The organism is Acidaminococcus hominis, assembly GCF_900291475.1.
GTDB classification, from domain to species: domain Bacteria; phylum Bacillota; class Negativicutes; order Acidaminococcales; family Acidaminococcaceae; genus Acidaminococcus; species Acidaminococcus hominis.
On sequence record NZ_OLMM01000004.1, the window covers coordinates 79,206 to 102,295 of the forward strand.

21 protein-coding genes and 1 pseudogene are annotated in these 23,090 nt (G+C 53.2%); 3 read left to right on the top strand and 19 right to left on the bottom strand.

Features of this window, described 5'->3' with window-relative positions; translation table 11 throughout:
* Window positions 1-4 precede the first annotated feature (4 nt).
* From C7E10_RS03790 to C7E10_RS03810, 5 genes are all read right to left on the bottom strand, one after another.
* Window positions 5-1,681, bottom strand: a complete 1,677-nt coding sequence (locus C7E10_RS03790; protein WP_105326029.1) for a ShlB/FhaC/HecB family hemolysin secretion/activation protein — start codon at window positions 1,679-1,681, stop codon at window positions 5-7.
* 40 nt (window positions 1,682-1,721) lie between these two features.
* Window positions 1,722-2,123: a hypothetical protein gene (locus C7E10_RS03795; protein ID WP_105326030.1), complete on the bottom strand. Its 402-nt coding sequence runs from the start codon at window positions 2,121-2,123 to the stop codon at window positions 1,722-1,724.
* A gap of 2,270 nt (window positions 2,124-4,393) precedes the next feature.
* Window positions 4,394-5,590 carry a sodium/glutamate symporter gene (locus C7E10_RS03800; RefSeq protein ID WP_105326031.1) on the bottom strand — a complete coding sequence of 399 codons (1,197 nt, stop codon included), beginning with the start codon at window positions 5,588-5,590 and terminating at the stop codon, window positions 4,394-4,396.
* Between the two features lie 7 nt (window positions 5,591-5,597).
* On the bottom strand, window positions 5,598-6,374 hold the full coding sequence (locus C7E10_RS03805; protein WP_105326032.1) for an HpcH/HpaI aldolase family protein: 777 nt from the start codon (window positions 6,372-6,374) through the stop codon (window positions 5,598-5,600).
* A gap of 143 nt (window positions 6,375-6,517) precedes the next feature.
* Window positions 6,518-7,420, bottom strand: coding sequence for a LysR family transcriptional regulator (locus tag C7E10_RS03810; protein WP_105326033.1), 903 nt, complete (start codon window positions 7,418-7,420; stop codon window positions 6,518-6,520).
* Window positions 7,421-7,831: 411 nt separating this feature from the next.
* Between C7E10_RS03810 and C7E10_RS03815 the strand changes: the two genes are divergently transcribed.
* Window positions 7,832-9,376: a Na+/H+ antiporter NhaC family protein gene (locus C7E10_RS03815; protein ID WP_105326034.1), complete on the top strand. Its 1,545-nt coding sequence runs from the start codon at window positions 7,832-7,834 to the stop codon at window positions 9,374-9,376.
* 86 nt (window positions 9,377-9,462) lie between these two features.
* Here C7E10_RS03815 and C7E10_RS03820 read toward each other — a convergent pair whose 3' ends face one another.
* The 4 genes from C7E10_RS03820 to C7E10_RS03835 form a co-directional block, all read right to left on the bottom strand.
* The gene (locus C7E10_RS03820) at window positions 9,463-10,920 is read right to left on the bottom strand and encodes an SLC13 family permease (protein ID WP_105326035.1); all 1,458 of its coding nucleotides are present in this window, start codon (window positions 10,918-10,920) and stop codon (window positions 9,463-9,465) included.
* Window positions 10,921-10,932: 12 nt separating this feature from the next.
* Window positions 10,933-11,496: a chorismate mutase gene (locus tag C7E10_RS03825; protein ID WP_105326036.1), complete on the bottom strand. Its 564-nt coding sequence runs from the start codon at window positions 11,494-11,496 to the stop codon at window positions 10,933-10,935.
* A gap of 113 nt (window positions 11,497-11,609) precedes the next feature.
* Window positions 11,610-12,680 (bottom strand): tartrate dehydrogenase, encoded by a 1,071-nt coding sequence (locus C7E10_RS03830; protein ID WP_105326037.1) that lies wholly within the window; start codon window positions 12,678-12,680, stop codon window positions 11,610-11,612.
* A 31-nt stretch (window positions 12,681-12,711) separates the two neighbouring features.
* Entirely contained in the window at window positions 12,712-13,704 is a 993-nt protein-coding gene (locus C7E10_RS03835; protein ID WP_105326038.1) for a 4Fe-4S cluster-binding domain-containing protein, read from the bottom strand.
* Window positions 13,705-13,933: 229 nt separating this feature from the next.
* On the opposite strand from C7E10_RS03835, the gene fliB reads away from it, so the two are divergent.
* Window positions 13,934-14,815, top strand: a complete 882-nt coding sequence (gene fliB, locus C7E10_RS03840) for a flagellin lysine-N-methylase (RefSeq protein ID WP_105326039.1) — start codon at window positions 13,934-13,936, stop codon at window positions 14,813-14,815.
* Between the two features lie 67 nt (window positions 14,816-14,882).
* Here fliB and C7E10_RS03845 read toward each other — a convergent pair whose 3' ends face one another.
* From C7E10_RS03845 to C7E10_RS03880, 8 genes and pseudogenes are all read right to left on the bottom strand, one after another.
* Window positions 14,883-15,317, bottom strand: a complete 435-nt coding sequence (locus C7E10_RS03845) for a universal stress protein (RefSeq protein ID WP_105326040.1) — start codon at window positions 15,315-15,317, stop codon at window positions 14,883-14,885.
* 73 nt (window positions 15,318-15,390) lie between these two features.
* Window positions 15,391-15,822 (bottom strand): annotated as a pseudogene (locus C7E10_RS03850) (universal stress protein).
* Window positions 15,823-15,941: 119 nt separating this feature from the next.
* Entirely contained in the window at window positions 15,942-16,376 is a 435-nt protein-coding gene (locus C7E10_RS03855) for a universal stress protein (RefSeq protein ID WP_105326041.1), read from the bottom strand.
* 30 nt (window positions 16,377-16,406) lie between these two features.
* The gene (locus C7E10_RS03860) at window positions 16,407-16,844 is read right to left on the bottom strand and encodes a universal stress protein (protein WP_105326042.1); all 438 of its coding nucleotides are present in this window, start codon (window positions 16,842-16,844) and stop codon (window positions 16,407-16,409) included.
* A 177-nt stretch (window positions 16,845-17,021) separates the two neighbouring features.
* Complete coding sequence (locus C7E10_RS03865; protein ID WP_105326043.1) at window positions 17,022-17,459, bottom strand: universal stress protein; 438 nt, start codon at window positions 17,457-17,459, stop codon at window positions 17,022-17,024.
* A gap of 22 nt (window positions 17,460-17,481) precedes the next feature.
* A complete protein-coding gene (locus C7E10_RS03870; RefSeq protein WP_105326044.1) occupies window positions 17,482-17,919 on the bottom strand; it encodes a universal stress protein in 438 nt (145 codons plus the stop codon).
* A gap of 97 nt (window positions 17,920-18,016) precedes the next feature.
* Window positions 18,017-18,844 (bottom strand): SIR2 family NAD-dependent protein deacylase, encoded by an 828-nt coding sequence (locus tag C7E10_RS03875; protein ID WP_200820197.1) that lies wholly within the window; start codon window positions 18,842-18,844, stop codon window positions 18,017-18,019.
* A gap of 1 nt (window position 18,845) precedes the next feature.
* Complete coding sequence (locus C7E10_RS03880; protein WP_105326045.1) at window positions 18,846-19,820, bottom strand: SIR2 family NAD-dependent protein deacylase; 975 nt, start codon at window positions 19,818-19,820, stop codon at window positions 18,846-18,848.
* Between the two features lie 116 nt (window positions 19,821-19,936).
* Here C7E10_RS03880 and C7E10_RS03885 point away from each other — a divergent pair, with 116 nt between their 5' ends.
* Window positions 19,937-20,401 (top strand): Rrf2 family transcriptional regulator, encoded by a 465-nt coding sequence (locus C7E10_RS03885; protein ID WP_105326046.1) that lies wholly within the window; start codon window positions 19,937-19,939, stop codon window positions 20,399-20,401.
* A 107-nt stretch (window positions 20,402-20,508) separates the two neighbouring features.
* Here the strand turns inward: C7E10_RS03885 and C7E10_RS03890 are convergent, their stop codons facing one another.
* Together C7E10_RS03890 and ligA are read right to left on the bottom strand one after the other, a co-directional pair.
* Window positions 20,509-20,898: a DMT family transporter gene (locus tag C7E10_RS03890; protein WP_105326047.1), complete on the bottom strand. Its 390-nt coding sequence runs from the start codon at window positions 20,896-20,898 to the stop codon at window positions 20,509-20,511.
* A gap of 141 nt (window positions 20,899-21,039) precedes the next feature.
* Entirely contained in the window at window positions 21,040-23,064 is a 2,025-nt protein-coding gene (ligA, locus tag C7E10_RS03895; RefSeq protein ID WP_105326048.1) for an NAD-dependent DNA ligase LigA, read from the bottom strand.
* Window positions 23,065-23,090: the final 26 nt, after the last annotated feature.

Here is a 23,090-nt window from a genome sequence, read left to right on the forward strand (position 1 = left end):
CTCCTTAGAAAGCGCTGTTAAACGAAAAGTGGATCCGCGTCCGGCTTTGTTCTTCCCCGTTAATGGTACGGAGCAGCGGGAACGCCAGGGCTGCATTCAGGGACATATGGTCGTTGATTTCTGCCGTTACACCAACGCCGGTGCCCACCAGGCTCCGGTCCCCAAAGGCACTGCTGCCCCAGATCCGTCCGCCATCTACGAAAAGATAGCCCTTCAGCCGCTGAGATTTCTCCAGAGGGAAGCTGTACTGGGCGCTGGCCGAAAAACCGCCGTCGCCGCCAATCAAGCTTTCCTTGTAGCCCCGGACACTGTACATCCCGCCCAGGTAGAACATTTCGGCAGAGGGCAGGTACTGGGTGCTGGACAGCTGACCGTCCAGCCGCAGGGTCCATTGCTGGCCCGAGCGGAACAGTTTCTGATAGAGCATATTCGTTTCAAATTTGCCAAAAGAACGATTCCGGTCGTTCAGGTCCCTATACCAGCCGTTCCGGTAACCGTACTTCTGGTAGAAGACCGTGGACCGGCCATAATCCAACTGGTCGTAGTACAGGAAAAGTGTATCAATAGTATCATCGGTCCAGTGGGAACGCAGCCCCAGGCTGGTACCGTAGTCGGTTTGGGATTTCTGGTGTCCGTATTCAAACCCCCACTCCGATTTCAGCGTATCCGTCGTAACAATCGGGGAAGTGAGCGATGCCGTCAAGGCGTAGGCGTGACCCCGCACCCCCAAAGGTTCAAAATATCCGTCCGTAATATGGACACTGTTGGACGTATAGGACAGCCCCGCCCGGGTACCCGTCCGGTTGATGGGCGTATTGTAGCTGCCCGAAACGGCTTTCATCCCCTCTGACCGCAGAGTGCTCAGGAAAAGGTGATCCCGGTTGCCCGAAAGATCCCGGTCCTGCCAATAAGCCCCTACCCGGTAAAGACCGCTGGTGTCGCTGCCGGCATTATCTGCAAAAATACCGGCCACCTGTTTTTGGGGCTCCGCCACCGTAATCACGTAGTCCGTAGTTCCGTCCTTTTCACCAGCCTTCAGCGCAATCCGCAGCTGGGCATCATTGGTAGAATTGAACCGCAGCAGATCCTTGTTCAGCTGCTGGATATTCTGCACCTTGCCGCTGTCCAGGTGAATCCGGTGCTGAATATACGCTTCCCGGGTGCTGCCCTGGCCGGTGATTTCCACCTTGCCGGTTTTCCCCTCTACCAGGTCAATGTGCACCGTCCCCTCATGGATGGTCTGGGGCGCCAGAAAAGCCCGGCACGTCACATAGCCCTTGGAGCGATACAGTTCATTGATCCGCTGCACCACAGCATACAAATCGTCCAGGGAAACCTCTTTCCCTTCATAGTCCTTGACGATGGCCCCCAACTCTTTTGGGGACAATACCTGGGATTCAGGCATAACAAGCTTTTGCAGCACAAAATGGACGGTACCCTCGGGCTTTTCGCCCTGGTTCTCCGTCCCTTCCAGCAATTCCGTCCGCCGTTCTGCCGCTATTTCCCTGGCCAGGCGCTGCTGTTCCAAATACTGCCGGGTCCTGTTCAGCTGCACCCCGGAATCAATATACCCCTGAGGCCGATTCGCAGCACTTTCTGCCGCCCCAGCTATCGTCAGCGGTACACTGCTTCCCAACAGCAAAGACAGCAGCAGCCCCCGTATCAGCAATTCCTTTTTCATAAGAATCTCCCCTTCTTCTTAAAACAACTCATTTTTTACATTAAACCTCGTTATTTTTAACAGAATATTCAGTTTTTATTTTTTTGTACCACAACGAATCCCGTTTTATAAAATTTTCTGTTCCCACCATTTCTATGTTATCTACAGTATACCATGCATAAATTTGAAAACAATTATACGAAAGTATACTCTTTTTCCTTTGCAACACAAATTTTGCTAATTTTACGTATAGAGGCCAAGCAGCCAGTGCGGATTGTTCGAACTCCCGTTTTACAAAACACGAACTGCGGACGCTTGCAGTCCTGCCAGACATTTGCCTTTCCCTGTGCCCCCTGCCGCCCCCCATTTCAAGAGAACCCCCAGCCTGCTGCATTTTTTCTGGAAAATCGGGTAGCGTCCCCATCCCTAAGACCAGCACCACGGCCAGAATCACTGCCTGCACAAAAACACTTACAATTTGTCACGTTCCCTCTCTCCTCACAAAATTCATATGATTTCTTTCATTCCCTTTTCTACATATTGTAACAACTTATCAGCAAATTTTTTCACCCATAACCTGAAAGGGCGGTTTTTCGGCACGAAAAGTTGATTGTGGAAAAATTTGGGGGTGAGTGCGGTCAGCGGGGTGTAGTGATGTGATGCCGGGCAATCCTGAATTTGAACCCTATACCGTTCTCGCCTCAAAAACATGACGAGAACGAGGAGGCGTGAAAAAATGGCTTGCGAGCTCAAAAGAGTTTGCAAGCCATTTTTATTGTTCTTTATAGCCGTATCTTAATAAACTTCCTCAGTCATTCCTGCGGACTGACGTTCCCTACAACGCTTTGCGGCCGCATCCAAACAGCCAACAAATTCTGCAAGCGGCTGTTTGGTCAATAAGGCCCATGCGATAGCGGGATTGGTCTGGCCCCTTCAAGAGTTGCGCTCACATCCAAGAGCATGTTAGTTTATCAAAATGCTCTTGGCTAATGTGAGCCATGTGATAGCAGCCCAAGAAGCAAGCCCGCAGGGCGCGGCTGATTGGAGCGCTGCGAACCACTAAGGGGCTGGCAGCTCTATGAGCTGACTGGGGAAGTTCCAGGACGCAGCTGAGCAGCGAGCCGCGAACCGCTCAGGGGCCAGTCTTAGGCCCATACGAGTCAAGTGCAAAACGGGTATAGGAAAAGAAAGCATAGTACGTAGATGATTGCAACATCTCTTTTTATCACATGACTAGTAGTGGATAAGAACGCTTCCTGCAAGCGTTGCGGTCACGTCCAAATATCTTCCCAAGTTACCCAAAAGATATTTGGAATACGTGACCCATGTGATAGCTGCCCAGAAGGCAAGCCCGTGGGGCGATGCCGCCTGGCTTGCAGCGAACCACTGTAGGAAGTATCACCGAAGGTGACGATAGAAGTTTTACTATTTCACAGCCCCATTTTCTCTTAGTATATTCTCCCCTGCTGCTCTGCCCCAGGAAAACCTCCCCAGTCAGTTTTCACCTAAAAAAACGACCCAGCCAGCCCCTATTTGCCCCAATTTCCACTTTTTTTATTGACTGTATATAGTTATCTTATGTAATTGACTATTTCTTAAATGAGAATTTATGTTTCCTTCTAATTTTTGTAACTATTAGTTCAAAATAGTTCCTATTTTCATGGTTGTTAAAATAAATAACTATGTTTTGGATAATAATTATTGATTGTTGTTGTCTTTGGTGATACTATACAAGTAAGGAAGTGGGTTCCCTAGAGAGAAAAAAGTGAAACCCTCTTCCACCCAGGAAGCTGCCGGGCAGCCGGTGCGTTGGGTTCTCACCCCAAAGAGAAGGCCAGCAGCGGGCTACCCACCAGGTACACTTTCTGGAGTCAGTCCATTAAAACATCCGGGTTCCAGCTTGGACCCCATTCCCGTTTGATGGACGGCAGGATGATTCCAGTGAGTCATCCAACTAGGCGAGATAATTTAGCGGTTGTCTTCGGATCCGCTGGCCGGTCAGCGAATCACTTGACGGACCACAGTTCCCTTGAATCGTTGGTCCCAAGTCCACACCGGACTTGCCAGCTGCGAGGTACTTGGCAGGATCCCTCCACGATGGGACTGCTGCAGACACCCCGACAAAAAGCCAGCAAGGGCGATCCCCCAATCGTCCCTTGCTGGAAACCGGAAGGTGTGCAGCAGGCAGGGTTTCTGCACCATCGGCAGCGCCTTTCCCCAAGGCACTACGATTCCAGAAACCTTCTGACAAGGAAACGCAGCAGATCTCTTCCCCTGAGATTGGCAATATCGAAAGACCGGGGTCGCCATTCCCCGGTTTATCCCCAAGTTTGTTCCGGCAAGTTACCTTGAGTTTCTCAGTACCCCCTCCCCATAATCAACGGGCTTCGGGTGCCGGAACTGGATCCGCCGTTCCCCCTATAACGACTGGTCCACCCCAAAGCTTCGGCACTTCACCTGTTGATCGGAGTACTGACCTCCCCCTAAAAGAACTCAGGTACGGCCGGGCAAGCGATCATCTTCGATAAGTGTAGTAGGAAAGTTTCTGAAACCCCATTTCAGAAACCATTTGTAGCAAGACCTCCAATAATCCTCCTATCATTGCGGTCATGGGTTCCCCATCCATGACCGCCTTTTTAGTTATGTAAAATATCCTAAAGCAAAACGCGAAAAGCCCGGTACCTCTGTGCAGGTATCGGACTTTTCGCGTTGATAAGAGGAGTTGTGCAAACCTTACAATCCGGCAACAAATTTTTGAATGGCTGTGATGTACAGCGGATTGTAGGTATTGCCGATCAATATGGACATAGCCGGGAAAATAGTCCAGGCCATATTGGCCCAGCCGAACTCATCCATTACGGACTTTTCGTTGGCCACGGCGTTGGGAGCGGCTCCCAGCCCTACTCCCACCAGGCCAGCAACCATAACGGCTGCGTTGTAATTTTTCCCGTACATATAATACGCAATAAAAGCACCAAAGAAACAGGCCAGCAGGACCTCACCAATGAGAATCAGCAGCATAGGACCTGCCACAGCAAACAGCTTGGTCATATCCATTGTCATCAGCGTCAAGGCAATAAAGAAGTCCAGCATAATATGTTCCAATACGGAAATTTCTTTTTCTGGAATCTCAATTTTCAGGGCTTCCATTACGTTGCGGCAGATGACGCCGGAGAACAAGCAGCCCACAAAATAGGGCATTTCCACCTGGGGAATCAGTTTCAAAACTTTGTAAACGGGCACGCCTAGGCCGGCAATCAGTAGCAGCATAAAGAACGCCGTGGATACTTTCTTGGTATCCAGTGGATGCACTTCTTTTGTGTTGGTTACTTCTACGTTCTCCTGGTCTTCCGGAAGTGGCTGCAAATGATGGATCTTGATCAGGTATCTGGCAGTGGGGCCGCCAAACAAGGAGGCAACCACCATACCAAAGGTACCGGCCGCTACGCCAATGACCGTAGCGCCATCACAGCCCAACCGTTCAAAAATAGGGCCAAAAGCACCCGCAGTCCCTACGCCCCCGTACATGGCAGCCGAACCGCAGGCAATCCCAATCAGAGGATTGACCCCAGTCATTTTGGCAATGGCCACGCCCACGATATTTTGCAGCGTAATGAGAATCACAGAAGCAATGGCAATCTGTACACAGAGCTTGCCGCCCTTACGCAGCAGCTCGGCAGTAAAGCCAATTCCCACAGCCGTAAAGAACAGATTCATGGACCAGCCGGTGAGCTGGCCCGTCCACACTACGCTGATGCCGCCGTACACTTTCAGCAGACACATCAGGATACTTACCAGCAGTCCAGAAACCACTGCGGCCGGAATACAAAAATCACGAAACACTTTCACCCTAGCAACAATATATCTTCCTAAAAGTACGACAAAAGCGGCAACCCCTGTTGTAGTCAGTAAATCCAGCGTGATTTTCATGATATATTTATCCTTTCACGGAATAGGATTTCAGCCCCTCGCACAAATCTTTGTAGGCTTTGTACAGCAAATACTGCGGAAAATCGGTATGGTAGTGGGAAATACCCTTGCATTTGGCGAATTCAGCAGCATCGCTGGGCTGCAGCACCTGGGCAGAACAGCTCTTGCCATATTGCTCACACAGGGCAGCGCAGTCCAAAACCGCCTGTTTCACCTTGGGATGGAACACTTGTCCAGGAACCCCCAGGGCAACGGCCAGGTCGATATTGCCGATGGAAACGGTATCAATGCCCGGAGTAGCAATGATTTCTTCCATATTCCGAACCCCTTCCACCCCTTCAATAATCACGGAAACCGCTACTTCCCGGTTGGCTTTGGCATAGCAGCCAGCCCGGTCCACGCCGTACCCATTATTACGGGTAAAAGGACAGGCTCCCCGCACCCCTTCCGGCGGATACTTGCACAGAGCAACAGCCAATTTTGCTTCTGCTGCATTGGTAATTCCCGGCACCTTGATGGCAGAAGCCCCCATGTCCAGAGCCTTGCGGATACTGGTTTCGTCCAGCCCAGGCACCCGCACCATAGCGGCCATTCCGCAGGCATCACAGGTACGGATCATGGACATGACTTCCGTCATCGTCAGCTGTTCATGTTCCAGGTCCAGGATAACGAAATCCACCCCAGCCTGCTTCATGACCTCAATGGCAGTATCAGCAGGAAAAGTAATGTAGCTGCCAATAAATTTCTCGTGTTTTTCCAACAATGATCTGAATGTAGTCTTCATGGGTTTGCCTCTTTCCTTTTTTGCACCGGTGCACTCTCTTTAAGATAACTATAGCACTGGACGGAAAATTCAGGAAATAGCAATAAAAAATATCGCTTATCCAAAAAATGAATAAGCGATACAAAGTATTTCCGGCTAAGCCCTCAACCCTTTTGCCCGTGGTCTGCCAGCCACTGCCGGAAGAATTTTTGAAACAGCGCTGCTTCCCGAGAACACTGGGCAGCTTTCAGGGAATTCAGGGCCAGGTGCAGCGTCAGGTTCGGATCAGCAAAAGGCCGGAAGGTCAAATCGTAGCCATACCGTTTCAGCTTGCTGCAGAACTTGCTGGGCAAAAAAGCCACCCCATTGTTGTGTTCCACCATGGACAGCATCAGATCATGCTGCATGGTTTCCAGCAGAATGTGGGGCTGGATGTGATGCTCCGCAAACCCCCGGAGAATCTTGTCGTGCAATACATATTCTTCCGTGTAAATAATGATGGCCTCACTGCGCAAATCCGGATAATCCACCTGCTCCAAGCGGGCCAGAGGATGGTTCTTGGGCAGCACCACACTGTGGGTATCCTGCTCCATCCATTCCCTCTGAAATTCCGGATTCCCCCGAGGATTGAAAATACCAAAGTCCAAAAGCCCATCCTGGAGAAGCTTGGCAATATGCTTGGGCCCTGTTTCCAAGAGAGATACCTTGATGTTGGGATAAGCCTGCTTAAAATCCCCCAAAATGGCACTGATGGCCGTGTTGGCCGTAATCAGAGGGATACCAATATAGATGGTTCCGCAAAGCTTCTGGTCATCCCCTTTGCCAAACCCCTCCAGATTGTGGAAAGCCACCACCTGCTCCCGGGCCAGCGGCAGAAACGCCGCTCCCGCATCCGTCAGCCTGACCTCATGCTTGGTCCGGCGAAACAGCTGAACCCCCAGCTCCTCCTCCAGTTCCTTGATGGTCCGACTTAACGTAGGCTGAGAAATATGCGTCCGCTCCGCCGTCTTGGTAAAATTCAAATACCTGGCCACTTCCATAAAATACTCCAAATGCCGTATTTCCATACCATTCTCCCTATCCAGAAACAAAGGTGCGTTCCTTGCCCAGGCCCAGCCTCGCCGAACCCTAGTCCGTTTATCCTGCCCTTATTATACCATGGTGAATGTCAGGGAGAAGAAGCAACAAAAGCCCTTGAAAAGGCAATTCCTCGCTTTTCAGGGGCTTGTTGATTTGCCAGATTGGAAAAATAGTTCAATTAATTATTGGAATCTAAGGAAAAGAAAAAACTTTTCGCAGCTTTTTCTAGGGCAGGGAACACAGCCCTTCTTCTGTTCCAAAGTCCACAGCTTTGAAACAGGAAAAGGGCTTATTATAAGTTTTTTCACAAATTCGTTTCTTTTTCTTGAGTCTGTGTCAAAATATGGTAAAATAAAACGTAATCTTGTAACCCTACACTACACATAAAGGAGCCAATTATGCAACCTATCGACGTTGGGTTTTACTCCCTATTCCCTCCCATCATTGCCATTGCCCTGGCACTGATCACCAAAGAAGTTATTTCCTCCCTGATGCTGGGCATTTTGTCCGGCGGCCTGATCTACGCGGTGTTTTCCGGCGGTGGGCTGGTAGCCATGAGTTCCATTGCTTTTGAAATCATGGCCAAAACCGTGGGGACCATGGACAAATTCTACATTATCCTGTTCCTGGCCCTTTTGGGTTCCCTGGTGTGCGTGGTCACCAAGGCCGGCGGTTCCTATGCCTACGGCAAGTGGGCTACCCAGAAGATCAAAAGCAAGCGGGCGGCGGAACTGGCCACCAGTCTTTTGGGGGTTCTGATTTTCATCGACGACTATTTCAACTGCCTGACGGTGGGCACTGTAATGAAGCCGGTCACCGACAAGTACAAGGTTTCCCGGGCCAAGCTGGCCTACATCATCGACACCACGGCGGCACCGGTGTGCATCATTGCTCCTGTGTCCAGCTGGGCTGCGGCGGTGGGTTCCACCCTGTACGAAACGGGCGCCTTCTCCAACGAGCTTTCTGCCTTCTTTGCCACCATTCCCTATAATATGTATGCCATTTTGTCCATTATCATGGTGGTGACCCTGTCTGCTACAAACCTGGAATTTGGTCCCATGGCCAATGCAGAGTGGGAAGCGGAAGAAAACGATAACCTGGGGGCTATCGATACCATGATTACCCAAGGGGAAACGGAACCCAACACCAAGGGTACGGTGCTGGACCTGGTGATTCCTATTCTGGCCCTGATTGTCTTCACCATCCTGGCCATGCTGTACACCGGCGGCTACTGGGATAAGCCCATTTCCTTCCAGGAAGCCATTGGCGCCTGCAATTCCTCTGCCTCCCTGGTGCTGGGCGGCTTCTGGGCTCTGGTGGTGGCGTTTTTCCAGTTCGTTCCCCGGAAACTGATTTCCTTTAAGGATTTCATGAGCAACATCACCACGGGCATCAACACCATGGTGCCGGCCTACATCATCCTGACCCTGGCCTGGACCATCGGTTCCCTGTGCCAGAACTACCTGGGCACCGGCCAATACATCGGTATGCTGGTGGAAACCAGCCAAATGCCCACGGAGCTGATTCCGGCCATTGTGTTCCTGGTAGCTGCGGGGCTGTCCTTCTCCATTGGTACCGCCTGGGGCACCTTCGGGATTTTCATTCCTATTGTGGTTTTCATCTGCCAAGCTACCCCGCCTGAAATCATGACGGTGACCCTGGCTGCTACCCTGGCGGGTTCCGTATTCGGGGACCACTTCTCCCCCATTTCCGATACCACCATTTTTTCCAGCTCCGGCGCTGGCTGCAATCATATGCAGCACGTGAGCACCCAGATCCCCTACGCCTGCCTGGTGGCCTTCTGCTGCTTTGTCAGCTACCTGGTGGCTGGCTTCTCCGGCGGCAATGTGTATCTGACCCTGGTTACGGGCATCGGTTTATTGGCCTTGACCCTGGTTGTGCTCCACAGAAGAGCCAAGGGCAGATTGGCGAAAAAAGCGTAAGCACCTATGAAAAAAGAGGTTCCGAAATAGTCGGAACCTCTTTTCTTATGCGATTTTTCGTACGTTAGCCGCTAGTTTGTGGGGGCTTAGTGCAGAAGCAGCGCCCCAATGGGGTAGCCCACAAAGGTCATGGCCAGTACGGCCAGGATGGCGAAAACGCCGCCCCAGATGAACATATCCTTGACGGTGGTCCACCCGGAGCCGATGGCTACGGTGTTGATGGTGGACTGGCCGGCAGGGGTCATGTTGCAGATGCCGGCGCCAAACCCTATCAGGCACACTACAGCGCCTACGCTGAGGATGCCGGCCGGCAGGGCCTGGCAGACAGACAGGGCCACAGCGCTGACCACAGTGGTGGTCACGATGTTGGAGGAGAAGTTGGTTTCTAGGACGCACCAGGCGAAGAAGAACAAAATCAGGCCGAAGGCAGGCAGCCCACCGGCAATGGGAGCCAGCATACCGCTGAGCCATTCCTTGACGCCCATGCCGTTATGGGTAAGGGCGGAGCCCAGCATGGTGGCGGCGCCGGTCATAATGATGGAGGCCCACAGAACGCCTTTGGTCATGACTTCCCGGAAGTTCATAATGGGCTGGCCTTTGTCCCGGGCAATGAACAGGATGATGCAGCCCAAAAGGGGCGGCATGGCCGTGGTCCATTTGCTGACCATTTTGTAGAGGCCCGGGTCAAAGCCCTTCACCAGGCTGGGGCCCACCCACAAAAGGACGGTGAGGGCCATGGTGCCCAGGATAATCCATTCTTTCCGGTCCGCTTTGGGAACCATGCCCCGCAGGGCCATGGCCTTACTGGGGCTGATTTCCCCAATATCCGCCGGGCGGAACACAAACTTGAACACCAAAAGCAGGAGCAGCACCAGCACAATGCCGGTGGGAATGCCCATGGCCATGTACTGGAACTGGTTCACATCCCGGCCGGTAGCGGCGGTGTAGTAGCCGATGGCCATGGTGGGCCAGACGTGGCCGATGGCCGTCATGCCGGAAGACAGGCTGATGCAGAAGGCCGTTCCCAGCATAATCATATTGCCGGTGGGAGATCCTTTCTTCACTTCCAGTACCTGGAAAATATCCTCCAGGAAGGGCATAAAGGCAACGAACAAAACGGAAGGGGAAATAAAGAGTCCCATAAAGGTTACGGCAAACAGCAGAAAGGTCACAAAGGACCAGGGCCCTCTCCGGGCTACCCGGTTGGTGATGAAGCTGACGGTGCAGCGCCGGACAAAGTGGGTCTGGGACAGGGGGTACACCAGCATGAAGGTGAACAGCAGGAACGCCACGGTGGTATTCCCCAGGGTTCCCTTCAGGGTTTCCCCAAAACCGAAGCTGGGCAGAAAGCCCAGGAGCAGCACGGTAATCAGGCTGGGCCAGTCGATGGAGATGGTAATCCACATCAGCAGGGAGGTCAGGAAGATGCCCAGTACGGCCAAGCCTTCCTGGGTAAGGGGTGCCGGGGCGGGCAGGCTGCGGACCAGGAAGCCTGCAGCCAGGGAAACCACCAGCCAGAACGTATCTTTTTGGGATTTTGTCATGGCACTCGCCCCCTATTCGTTCTTGAGAATCTGGAAATCCTGACTCTCCTTGGACAGCTGGAACAGCAGGGTCTGCATGGGCGTCTGGCTCAGGTCCCCTAAAATAGTGAGCTCAAAGGTCACGGTCTTGTCGGGGTTGAAGCTGATTAACTCCATGTACTGCATGTTGTAGCCGTAATCCCCCACCATGTTCAGGATGCTGCTCATGGCGTTGGGGCGGTCCGGACGGGTGAGCCGGACCTTGACCCGGGTACCGCCGGGTTTGATTTCAATGCCCTTGGCCATTTCCTGGAACAGCTCGGGGTTCCATTCGAACAACAGGCCGTATTGGTACATCCGGCTGGTTTCCATAATCTTCCGGACCACGGCCAGGTATTCCCGAAGCCGGTCTGCGGGCACGCCTTCAGACAGCTTGTCCAGGATGAATTGTTCCCGGTCCGCCCGGTAGATGTTGGTCTCTCCGGCAGCCTGCTTGCTTTTGGCCACTTCCAGGGAACAGTCCAGCCGCTCCATGAGAAGTTTGCGGATTTGGGGGTCAATGGCGTCGATTTTTTGTCTTGCTTCTTGCAGGTTCATACATTTTCCTCGCTTTCCTACTCTACTACTATACTGCAGACGATGGTATAAAAAAACGGAGCCCCGGCCTTCCGGTTGGGTTCTCCGTTTTTTTCAATTTCAGGCTGCCCGGGTTATTCGGACAGTTTGCGCAGGACTTCGTCCCCTACTTGTGTGGTGGTAGCTGTGCCGCCCAGATCTGGGGTCAGCACTTTTTTCTCCACCAGCATTTCTTCGATGATGTTCAGCAGCTTGTCGCTCCAGGCCTTTTCTCCGAAGAATTCCAGCATTTGGGCTGCGGACCAGATGGAAGCCAAGGGGTTGGCTTTGCCCTGGCCGGCAATGTCCGGGGCGGAACCATGGATGGGTTCGAACATGGACGGGAACTTCCGTTCCGGGTTCAGGTTGGCGCCTGCGGCCAGGCCCATACCGCCGGAAATGGCAGCCCCCAGGTCGGTGAGAATATCCCCGAACAGGTTGGAGCAGACCACAATCTGGTACCGTTTGGGATCCTTCACCATGAACATGCTGGCGGCATCCACCAGGTAGGAATGGGTTTCCACTTCAGGGTATTCCTTGCCCACTTCTTCAAAAATCTGGTCCCAGAACACCATGGAATAGTTCAGGGCGTTGCCCTTGCTGATGCTGGTCAGGGTCTTGTGCTCCTTCCGGGCCAGTTCGTAAGCGTAACGGATAATCCGCTCACAGCCAAACCGGGAGAATACGCTGTCCTGGATTACCACTTCTCTGGGGGTATCCTTGTACAGCCAGCTGCCGGCGCCGGCATATTCCCCTTCGCTGTTTTCCCGGACAAACACCATGTCGATGTCTTCCCGCTTCACACCGTTTAAGGGACAGGGAGCGCCTTTCAGCAGCTTCACCGGACGCAGGTTCACGTATTCATCAAAGCTCTTGCGGATCTTGATTAACAGGCCCCGCAGGGAAATATGGTCGGGTACGCCGGGGTAGCCCACAGCGCCCAGATAAATGGCGTCGAATTTGCTCAGGGTTTCAATGCCATCTTCCGGCAGCATTTCCCCGTGCTTCAGATAGTATTCGCAGCCCCAGGGAAAATAGGTAAAGTCAAAACTGAAATTACCGTCCAGCTGGGCAGCTCCTTTTAACACTTTGATACCTTCGGCCAGGACCTCAGGCCCAATGCCGTCGCCGCCAATAACGGCTACTTTGTACACTCTTTTTTCCACGTTTCTGGCTCCCTTCGATTGGGTGATTGCTTTACATGGCCGAGCAGGGTTCAGAATGGTAAACGCCTTCGGTTTCCTCGTCGGTCTCCGCCTCCGTAGGGACGGCCGGGCCCCGTTCCAGCCAGCGCAGGTCGTAGGGCTCAAATTTTACGTGGGCATAGCGGTCCACGTCCAGCACCGTATCGTCCCAATCGGAATCGATCCGGCCGGTTTGCTTAATCAGGATATCGTACAGAATGGCATAGGTGATGCCGGTTTCCTTGTCCGTTTCGATAATGGTGCTGTAGGGCAGGGTTTTATGGTACACCAGTTCCAAATCCTTGTACTTGAAATGGAAGCCGCAGCGCATCCGGCAGCCGTCCAGGCCCGTATACTGGGCCACCTGCTTCAGGTCGTGGAGAATCTTGTCCCCTGCCTGGTCGTACAGGTTGTCCGGGGTGGTTTCCGTATAGTCGAAGCGGAACTGGATGGAGGGTGCGTGCACCTTCCGGAACCGTTCCATATAGGGAACCAATTGGTCCACCGGATAATGCTTGTAGAGCACGCAGTTGATCCGGAACTTCACCGGCAGCTTGGCCAGGAGCGCATCATTGGATTCCTGGACATAGTGCTGCATATGGCGGGAAATATTCAGGCAGGTAATCTTCTGGCGGTTGTGCTCCAGAAAGGCCAATACTTCCTCCTCGGTCTGCTCCTTGGATACGGGCAGCGTGCTGTTGATATACACCTTATGGGTGTCTGACACCTGGTCTAACATGATCTGCAAACTTTTTAAGTTGGCCAGCGGTTCGCCGCCGGTAAACACAAAATCACAATAGGGTGTCAGGGCATCCATCTTTTTAATACTCTGGCAAATCGCCTCCAGCGAAAAGCCAGTGGTATCTGCGTATTCTTCCTTATTCACACAGAACGGGCAATTGTTCTTGCAGTCGTAGGGCACAAACACGGTAACCGTGGCGCCGCCGTTTCTGGTTTTGTAAGGATGAATGGCTGCTTCCTCAGCAGTCTTTTCTCTTTTGATCATGACAATCCCCTCTGACTCTATAGTCCGGTCCAACGGGGCCGGAATTAGTACTACTGTACTCCTTACTATTTTACCATACTTGAAATTTACATTCCAATAATTTTATGGTGTTTTTGTGTTCTGTCAAACTTTCGCAAAATTTTCGTCAAAGGGGCTTCTTTCCTAGCTAAAAAGGAGTATAATAGCTCCTAGCTTCTCTATTTTATAAGGATTGTTATAAGGAGAAATTATGATTTCCATTATTCCAGAAGGTTTCAATGATTTTCACTGCAAGGCGGGCAGCTGCCGCCACACCTGCTGTCAAACCTGGGAAATTGATATCGATGAAGATACGGCTGACCTGTACCGCAGCCAGCCCGGCCCCCTGGGGGACGACCTGCGGGCCAGCCTGGAAACCGGTGAGGACGGGGTCACGCATATCCGCTTGAACGAAAAGGGCTTCTGCCCGCTGCTGGATCAGGATGGCCTGTGCCGGGTCATCAAGGAGCTGGGGGACGAATGCCTCAGCGACATTTGTGCCGTCCATCCCCGCTTCTTTACGGAACTGGACGACTATGTGCTGTGCGGCACCGGTCTGTGCTGCGAAAAAAGCTGTGAACTGCTGGCGGAGCAGCCCAATCCTCTGCGCTTTGCGGTGGAGGATTCTGACGAAGTGCTGACCTTCCCGGAGCTGGTGGCAAAAGCCGGCTGGGAGGAAGTGCCTCCGGAACTGCTGCGCTTTGTGCCCCGGACCAGCCGGGAAGAGTGCGCCAGAATCATCGACAACCTGCTGCCTACGGAACCCATTGACGAGGCCTGGACCCAGGAAATGCTCTGGCTCCGGGAACATCTGGACGAAGTCAGCGCCGCAGCGGCAGCCTACGCCAAGGATTACCCGGACGACCTGTTCCAGAAGCTGTACCAGTTCATTCTGTACCGGCAGCTGGATCGGGCGGCGGACTATGGCTTTGATGCCGGTGCCGAATACGCAGAACAAAGTACGGGCTATATCTTCCTGGAAGCGGCCCTCCACGGGGACCCGCTGGAACAGGCCCGGGTCTGGTCCGAACAGATAGAATACGATACGGACAACGTTCCGCTGCTGTTCCGGGAGATTCTGGAGGCGGAATAAATTTTAGCTTAAATTGAAAAGGCTTGTGAACCCACCAGGGGCTCACAAGCCTTTTTCTTATGCAATTTTATTTCACGATCAGTACGGGCACTTTGCCATACTGGGAAACTTTGGAGCTTACGCTGCCCATAAAGAATTCCTTGATGCCGCTGAGGCCCCGGCTGCCGATGACAATGGCGGTACAGTTCTTGTCCTCCACTGCGTTCAGGATCTCTTCGTAGGGATACCCGGCTTCTTTGAGAAATTCCTTCTCACCGGTAAAGTCTTCCAACTTCTCTCTGGCCAATTGAAGCACGCTGGTCCCTACTTTGCCCAGCTCCTCATTGCTCTCTTTCATCACCAGCTGGTCCAGCCCAACTCCCATGATGGAATTGTTGAACGGCTGTACCACGTGGATGACCACCAAGCTGCCATGGCATTTGTCAGCAATTGCTCGGGCTGTATCCAAAGCACGCCAGGCGGTTTCAGAACCGTCCACGGGAACCAAAATTTTCTCGAACATTGGACTCACCTCCAAAACTGGGAGCTCCCTTACGGAAACTCACTGCCTGCACCCTGGGTGCGGGCTTGCCGTTTTATTTGATAATGAAAACAGGGATTTTGGCGTATTCGGCCACCTTGGAGCTGACACTGCCCAGGAAGAATTCCTTAATGCCGCTGATCCCCCGGCTGCCGATGACAATGGTATCGCACTTTTCTGCCTCGGCCTGGTCCAGAATGGTCTGGGCCGGATTGCCTGCCTTCAGCTTGTAGCTCACATTGCCGGCGAAATCCTTCAGCCGTTTTTTGGCTTCTTCCAAAATGGCGTTGCCGATCAGGGCCAGTTCTTTCCGGTCATTTTTGATGACCTACTGGTCCATGGACAGCAGCATCATGCCGGATTTCCCATAAGGAACCGTCAATACCACCAAATCGCCCTGGTATTTTTCTGCCAGCCCCCGGGCCGCCTCCAAGGCTTTCCAAGCATTCTCGGAGCCGTCAATGGGCACCAAAATATTTTGCAGCATAGTCTTTTCCTCCCCTCAATGCGGTTCCAGGCCCCTCCTGAAACCTTCCAGCTCCGGGCCTGCGCCCTAACTGGAATGGGCCCAGGTGTACATAGCGTCCACCCAGGCCCTTTTTCGCACTATTTCACGATGGTAACAGGGCACTGGGCGCTCTGGGACACCTTGGTGCTGACGCTGCCCAGGAAGAACCCGGCCAGCACACCCATGCCACGGTTGCCCATGACAATCAGGTCCACATCTTCCCGTTCTGCTTCTGCACAGATTCGTTCTGCCGGGTCAATGTCCACCAATCTTCTAAAGGAAATCTTTTCATATTTTTCTTTGGCAGCCTCTGTCTGGGCACTTTCCAAAGGAGTAGGTTCCTTGAATTCGTCCACAATCACATGGCCGTCTTTATCTTTACGAGGGGGTTTAATTCTGCTCAGGTCATAGGGAATATCGATATTCAAAACGATAATCTCAGAGTTGAATTTCTTGGCAATATCAATGGTAAAGGTCAGAGCCCGCAGGGCAATCTGGGAACCATCAACGGGAACCATAATTTTGTTAATCATACACTCACCCTCCTTCAGGGTTCTGCTGTTTTATTTTACAATCAGAACCGGTACATCTGCATACTGGGATACCTTGCTGCTGACGCTGCCCAGGAAGAACTCGGCAATGCCGCTCAGGCCCCGGCTGCCGATAACGATAGCCGTGCATTTCTTATCCTTGCAGACCGCCAGAATCCGTTCGGACGGATGGCCCACTTCCAGGGTCAATTCCTTTTTGCCCTTGAAGTCTGCCAGTTTTTGTTCTGCCGTTTGCAGAACGCTGTTCCCCAGTTTGGTCAGCTCAGCGTTGCCTTGGCTGATGGTAGCCTGATCCAGGGGAACAATCAGCATTGCCGAATTGTTGTAGGGCTGAATCACGTTGACAACTACCAATTCACCATTAAAGGCCGTAGCCAAAGTTTTGGCTTCTTCCAGAGCCCGCCAAGAGGTTTCAGAACCATCTACAGGGACCAAAATTTTCTCGAACATAAAACCCACCTCCAAAATTCCTATGGCATTTTCTTTTCCTATTACACTTATTCACCGTAAACAGGAAAATTCCTGCTGAAAAGTTTCATATTTACCTGAAAAAGCAATTTAATTCTTAACAACTATGAAAAAGTTCCCCGAAGGAAATTCCTCCAGGGAACTGCCGGCTAGGCCGGTCTATTTGATGATGAATACGGGGACTTTGGCGTACTGGGCCACTTTTTCACTGACGCTGCCCAACAGGAATTCTTCTACGCCGCTGAGACCCCGGCTGCCCATGACAATGGCATCACAGCCAGCTTCTTCCGCCCGTTTCATAATGGTCTGGGCAGGGTTCCCCATGGTCTCCACATATTCCACGTTGCCGGAATAGCCGGCAAGCCGCTCTTCCGCTTGGCCCAGAATGGTATCCCTGGCTTTCTTCAGTTCTTCCTTCGTCCGGGTAATGGTCTGTTCATTGACGGCAACCTGCATCATAATCAGGGAGCTGTAGGGACCGGAAATGGTCAACACCAGCAGTTCACTGCCGTATTTTTCCCCCAGGGTTTTGGCGGCGGCCAAAGCCTTCCAGGCACCTTCAGAGCCATCTACCGGCACACAAATTTTCGTAAACATAGGACTGCCTCCTTCTCCCTCATCATTTCACAACCAGCACAGGGACCTTGGAATATTCCAGGACCTTGCTGCTGACGCTGCCCAGGAAAAATTCTTCAATGCCGCTAAGACCCCGGCAGCCGATGACAATCGCATCACACTGTTTGTCTTCGCAGACGGCCAAAATCCGGCGGGACGGATGGCCCACTTCTTGTACATATTCCACCGGCCCAATAAAGCCGGTGAGTTTTTCTTTGGCATCTGCCAGTATTTTTTCTCCAATTTCCCGCAGGGCCTTGTTGCCGTCCCGGAAGGTTTCCTGATCCAGCGGCACTACCGGAATGGACATACTGCTGTACATCTGCACCACGTTCACCACCACCAGGGAAGCGCCGAACTTTACGGCCAAATCCTTGGCCTCCGCCAAAGCCCGCCAAGCGGTTTCAGAACCATCCACCGGCACCAAAATTTTGTTCAACATAAATCTCACCCCCAAATAGAGTTGTCCTACTTTGCTTTATAAGTATTATTCTCTATCAGGGGGTGAATTTCCTGCTAAACTTGTATTTATTTTTCTGTCAAGCTTGTAACAGTTCCTGCAAAACGGGCTCCAACAGGCCGTCAAAACCATAGGCCTGGCTGGCAAGTTCCTGGGGAATGTACAGCTGACCCTTGTTGATGGTGATATACGTAATGGAGGGGTCCAAAGCCGCCAGCTGCATCAGGGGTGCCTTGATCAGCTGGTTCCGGGGTCCGATGCCCAGTTCCAAAATGACCTTCTTCTTGCCGATCCAGTTTTGGAGAAATTGCTTCAGGGCTTCTTCTCCCTGGGTGTTGGGCAGGAAACTGCTGTCCATGGCCAGGTGTACTTCCATGGGACCGCCGCAGTGGGGACAATGGGGCACCAGTTCTGTGGGAATCCGTCCGTCTGTTTCGGCAGCGGCCATTTTTCCTGCCAGGTCTTCCCAGGGATACAGGGTATTGTGACAGGCCCGGGCACACTGAAGTTCCAGCCAGGTTCCTTCTACTTCAAAGATCCGTTTGGGGTCAAAGCCGCTTTTTTCAAAATGGCATTCCCCGTTGGAGGTGACAATGAAATAGTCCTTCTGCCCTACCAGGGCCTGGAGGGTTTCCATCACCGGCGTTTTTTTATACTCCCGGCAATAGTGCTGGACCAGCCGGCTCCAGTAGGCCCATTTCACTTCTTCTTCCGGCCACTGGGCGCCCATGCCCTGGAGCAGGCAGCTGACGCCGTATTTGTCCTGAAAGTCCCCGCACAGGTCCCGAAAGGCCTGATTTGCCGCAAAAAGGTGCAGGCCCTCGGTAATGGAAAGGCCGTTGCTGGCGCCGATGAGAACGGCGTCCGCTTCCCGGAGTTTGCTTGCTGCTGCTTGGAATTCTGTCATCTTATTTCCCTTCTTCCTGTTTGTCTTGGGCGGCCAGGGTGAGGATTTTCCCCAGGTCCCCTTGGATGACTACGCCCCGTTCTTCCAATTCCTTGGGCAGGAAGGCGTATTTGTCGTTGATGCCTACGTACCGGGCCTGGGGCATGGACAGGGTCAGGTTCCAAAAGGGCTTCTGGATGAACATGGGGGTCATGCGGCCTACTCCCAGTTCCAAAAACAGCACCTTGTCGTTGTAATGGTCCTGGACGTATTGGGAAATCTTTGCGTATTCTTCCTGGTATTTTTTACCCTGGAGATAGTTGCCGTAGCCCCGGACCCAGGGGAAGGCTTCGCCGCCGCAGTGGGGACAGCGGGGAATCATTTCTTTGGGAATCTTGGTGTCGTCCCCCATGGCCTTCACCATTTCTGCCACGGGCTTTAAGGAATCCCAGGTATCGTCACAGCAGGGCTGGGCACACTGGAAGAACCGATGGTCCCCCTGGATTTCGGCTACCTTGCTTTCGGGATACAGTTTGATGAACTGGGTATCCTGGTTGGTGGTCACTACAAAAAATTCCTTATCCCGGATCAGCACGTCCAGATCCTTGTAGGGCTGACGCACAGGGGCGTGCTGGGTGGTGTACAGGAAGGTGGCCAAATAGCCCCAGAATTCTTCCCGGGTGGGGTACCGAACCATCATGCCGTTAAAGGCACCGGTAAAGCCGTACTTTTTGGCAAACTTGCCAAAGTGCTCCTGGAAGGATGGGGAATCACCATAGTAGAAATCTCCGCCACCGGCAGCGGACAGGCCGGAAGCGCCGCCTACGATAACAATATCAGCCTTCTGGATTTCTTCCACCAGGCGCTGAGCCCCGGCTTCCGGAGTAAGGGGCTTATTTTCGCTCAAGGCGTAGGGGGTACCGCCGGAAGCGTATACACCATAATACCGGTTATAATTCATCTGGGTTCTCATGACCAAATCTTCATAAAAGCTCATTGTGTTCTCCTTCTTTTTGCTGTCTATTTATTTTTATCAGCAAAATTAGTGTAACACCGACTTGAAGGAATGTCAATATGCTGTTATAATATTTTCGTCAGCAAGGAGGAGCAAACATGAAATATTCTACCAAGGTCAGCGATGCTGTCCACATTCTTTGTTTTATATATTTGAATCCGGATATGATTCTCACCAGCGACCGGATTGCCCAAAGCGTAAAAACCAACCCCAGCTATGTACGGCAGCTGATGTCCACCCTGCGCCAGGCGGGACTCCTGCGCAGCGTAACGGGGCATCCCCGGCCGGAACTGGCCAAGGCGCCGGAGGAGATTACCCTGCTCCACGTCTACCGGGCGGTGGAGGGCCACAAGCCCCTGCTCCACCTGGATACCCATACCAACCCGGATTGCGGCGTAGGGGTCCATGTGCAGAACGCCCTCCAGGATTATTTTGACCGGGTCCAGGAAAAGGCGGAAGGGGAAATGGCGGCCATTACCCTACAGGATATCCTGAACCGGTACCAGGAAAAGCTGGAGCAGGCCCAGCATCCCCTGCCCCCTGAGGAAGCCAAAGGAGTTTAATACGCGTGCGGTTAGAAGGCTCGTGCGGCCTACTGCGTAATTACAAAAACAAAAAATACAGTCTCTTGGGCAAGCTTGCCTGAGGACTGCATTTTTCTATTCGTTTCTTATTTGTGTTCTTCCGTTTTGCCCCGGTGGGCAGCTTCCTGCCGCTGGGCTCTCTGCCGCCGTTTCTCTGCGGCCCGCATGGATTTCACGCTGGTCTTTCTGGGAGCCAGTTCCAGGGGTTCCGGTTCATCGCTGTTGTTCAGCTTGGAGTACACCACCAGGCAGATGACGGCAATCACCGGGAGCGCTCCCAAAATGGCCCGGGAAATATCGTTCCGGGTAATCACCAGGAAATCCCACAGCACCACTGCTACAGGCGTAATAATAATCTGGGCCACCTTGGCTCTGGTGCCCTGGGCACCGAAAAAGCGCAGGCAGAAGCCGTAGGCCAGAAAGGCTACGGAAAAGGAAATCAGGGAAAGAATCAGGATAAAGATAAAGAATTCCATTACGCACCTCGTTGTTTAGAATACAATGTCTATTATAGCATAGGTGACCGGGGCTGCCCGGTTTTTCGGCAAAAAGGAATGGCTTGGGAACGGAAAGGCGCTCCCAAGTCATTTTTGTTTTTCTTGGCCAGGGCGGCGCCCTTACTCACTGCGGAGCAGGGACAGGAACTCTGCTTCGTCCAAAATCCGTACGCCCAGGGTCTGGGCCTTGGTATATTTGCTGCCAGGGTCGGCGCCGGCTACCACAAAGTCCGTCTTTTTGCTGACGGAGCTGGTTACCTTGGCGCCCACGTCCTGGGCCATGGTCTGGGCGGTGGCCCGGTCCAGGGTGGGAAGGGTGCCGGTAAAGACCATGGTTTTCCCGTAGAAGGGATGGTTTTCGTTGGCAGCAGGGCCGGAGGTCATGGTCATATTGAGTCCCAGTTCCTTCAGCCGTTCCAACAGGTCCAAATTGGCCGGGTCCCCAAAATAGGTAACCACGCTTTCGGCAATCTTGGGGCCTACGTCGGGAATGGCGGACAGGTCTTCCTGCCGGGCTGCCTTCAGGGCGTCCAGGGTCTTGTAATGGAGGGCCAGGGTCCGGGCTACTTTGGCGCCTACATGGCGGATACCCAGGGCAAACAGCAGCTTATCCAGGCTCTGCTCCTTGCTGGCAGCAATGGCCTGAACCAGGTTGTCGGCGGATTTCTGCCCCATCCGGTCCAGTTCCACCAGCTGCTCTGCGGTAAGCAGGTACAGGTCACTGGGGTCCTTCACCAGGCCTGCTGCCTGGAGCTGATTCAGCACGGAGGGGCCGCAGCCGTCAATATCCATGGCGTCCCGGCTGGTAAAGTGGATCAGCCCTTCCCGTCTCAGCGCCGGGCAATGGGGATTGGTGCAGCGCACGGCGGCCTCGTCGTTTTCCCGCTTGGTGGGCCAGCCGCATTCCGGGCAGGTGGCAGGCATGACAAATTCCTTTTCCTCCCCGGTGCGTTTTTCCGTTACCACTTTCAGCACTTCCGGAATAATTTCTGCGGCTTTGTTGATGATTACCCGGTCGCCGATGCGGATATCTTTTTCTTTGATGAAATCTTCGTTATGCAGGGTGGCCCGGCTGATGGTGCTGCCGGACAGCCGTACCGGATCCAGTACCGCCGTAGGGGTCAGCACGCCGGTGCGGCCTACCTGGATGACGATATCCCGGAGGGTGGTTTCCGCCTGTTCCGGCGGGAACTTGTAGGCCATGGCCCAGCGGGGGTCCTTGCCGGTGGCGCCCAGGATATTCTGCTGCCACACGGCGTTGACCTTTACCACCACCCCGTCGGTGTCGTAGCCCAGGCTGGCCCGTCTGGCGCCGTGGGCCTTGATCAGCTCGTTGGCCTGTTGGATGGTATCCACCTTGGTGCGGCCTTCCGTGGTGGTAAAGCCGTACTGCTGGAGCATATCCATGGATTCATTGTGGGTGGGCAGGGCGCCGGTGCCTACGCCGTAGGCAAAGAAGGCCAGGGACCGTTTGGCAGTTACCTTGGGGTCCAGCTGGCGCAGGGAACCGGCGGCGGCGTTCCGGGGATTGGCAAATTCCCGTTCCCCGTTTTCCAGCCGCTCCTCGTTAAGCACCAGGAAGGCATGGCGGGGCATATACACTTCGCCCCGAACGTCCAGGAGTTCCGGGATTTCCTTGCCGGGAATGGGTTTTAGCTGTTTGGGCACGTTCTCAATGGTCCGGACGTTTTCCGTCACGTTTTCGCCGGTGACCCCATCACCCCGGGTAGCAGCCCGGACAAACCGACCGTTTTCGTAGATGATGCTGCAGGCCAGGCCGTCAATCTTGGGCTCCACCACGTATTCCACCACTGCGTCCTTGGGCAGGCCTTCGTGGACCCTCCGGTCAAACTCCTCCATTTCTTCCGAGGAAAAGGCGTTGGCCAGGCTCAGCAGGGGCGTAATGTGCTTTACTTCCGTAAAACCGGTTTTCACCCGTCCCCCTACCTTCTGGGTGGGAGAATCCGGGGTCACCAGTTCCGGATACTGGGCTTCCAGTTCCCGGAGCTGGCGCATCATACCGTCGTACTCTGCGTCCGTAATGGTGGGCATGTCCTGCACATAATATAGATAAGAATTTTTCTGCAGCTCCTGCCGCAGGGCCAGCACTTTGGCTGCAGCCTGTTCTTTTGTCAACTCGCTCATGGAGTTACCCTCTTTTCTTTGGTTGT

Bases quoted from the DNA above. Each gene is read 5' to 3' on its own strand.
- fliB (WP_105326039.1), top strand. From the start codon at position 13,934: ATGATTTCCATTATTCCAGAAGGTTTCAATGATTTTCACTGCAAGGCG.
- C7E10_RS03820 (WP_105326035.1), bottom strand. From the start codon at position 10,920: ATGACAAAATCCCAAAAAGATACGTTCTGGCTGGTGGTTTCCCTGGCT.
- C7E10_RS03845 (WP_105326040.1), bottom strand. From the start codon at position 15,317: ATGTTCGAGAAAATTTTGGTTCCCGTGGACGGTTCTGAAACCGCCTGG.
- C7E10_RS03800 (WP_105326031.1), bottom strand. From the start codon at position 5,590: ATGAAAATCACGCTGGATTTACTGACTACAACAGGGGTTGCCGCTTTT.
- C7E10_RS03865 (WP_105326043.1), bottom strand. From the start codon at position 17,459: ATGTTTACGAAAATTTGTGTGCCGGTAGATGGCTCTGAAGGTGCCTGG.
- C7E10_RS03805 (WP_105326032.1), bottom strand. From the start codon at position 6,374: ATGAAGACTACATTCAGATCATTGTTGGAAAAACACGAGAAATTTATT.
- C7E10_RS03790 (WP_105326029.1), bottom strand. From the start codon at position 1,681: ATGAAAAAGGAATTGCTGATACGGGGGCTGCTGCTGTCTTTGCTGTTG.
- C7E10_RS03885 (WP_105326046.1), top strand. From the start codon at position 19,937: ATGAAATATTCTACCAAGGTCAGCGATGCTGTCCACATTCTTTGTTTT.
- C7E10_RS03880 (WP_105326045.1), bottom strand. From the start codon at position 19,820: ATGAGCTTTTATGAAGATTTGGTCATGAGAACCCAGATGAATTATAAC.
- C7E10_RS03825 (WP_105326036.1), bottom strand. From the start codon at position 11,496: ATGAACCTGCAAGAAGCAAGACAAAAAATCGACGCCATTGACCCCCAA.
- C7E10_RS03860 (WP_105326042.1), bottom strand. From the start codon at position 16,844: ATGTTCGAGAAAATTTTGGTCCCTGTAGATGGTTCTGAAACCTCTTGG.
- C7E10_RS03810 (WP_105326033.1), bottom strand. From the start codon at position 7,420: ATGGAAATACGGCATTTGGAGTATTTTATGGAAGTGGCCAGGTATTTG.
- C7E10_RS03890 (WP_105326047.1), bottom strand. From the start codon at position 20,898: ATGGAATTCTTTATCTTTATCCTGATTCTTTCCCTGATTTCCTTTTCC.
- C7E10_RS03870 (WP_105326044.1), bottom strand. From the start codon at position 17,919: ATGTTGAACAAAATTTTGGTGCCGGTGGATGGTTCTGAAACCGCTTGG.
- C7E10_RS03875 (WP_200820197.1), bottom strand. From the start codon at position 18,844: ATGACAGAATTCCAAGCAGCAGCAAGCAAACTCCGGGAAGCGGACGCC.
- ligA (WP_105326048.1), bottom strand. From the start codon at position 23,064: ATGAGCGAGTTGACAAAAGAACAGGCTGCAGCCAAAGTGCTGGCCCTG.
- C7E10_RS03815 (WP_105326034.1), top strand. From the start codon at position 7,832: ATGCAACCTATCGACGTTGGGTTTTACTCCCTATTCCCTCCCATCATT.
- C7E10_RS03855 (WP_105326041.1), bottom strand. From the start codon at position 16,376: ATGATTAACAAAATTATGGTTCCCGTTGATGGTTCCCAGATTGCCCTG.
- C7E10_RS03835 (WP_105326038.1), bottom strand. From the start codon at position 13,704: ATGATCAAAAGAGAAAAGACTGCTGAGGAAGCAGCCATTCATCCTTAC.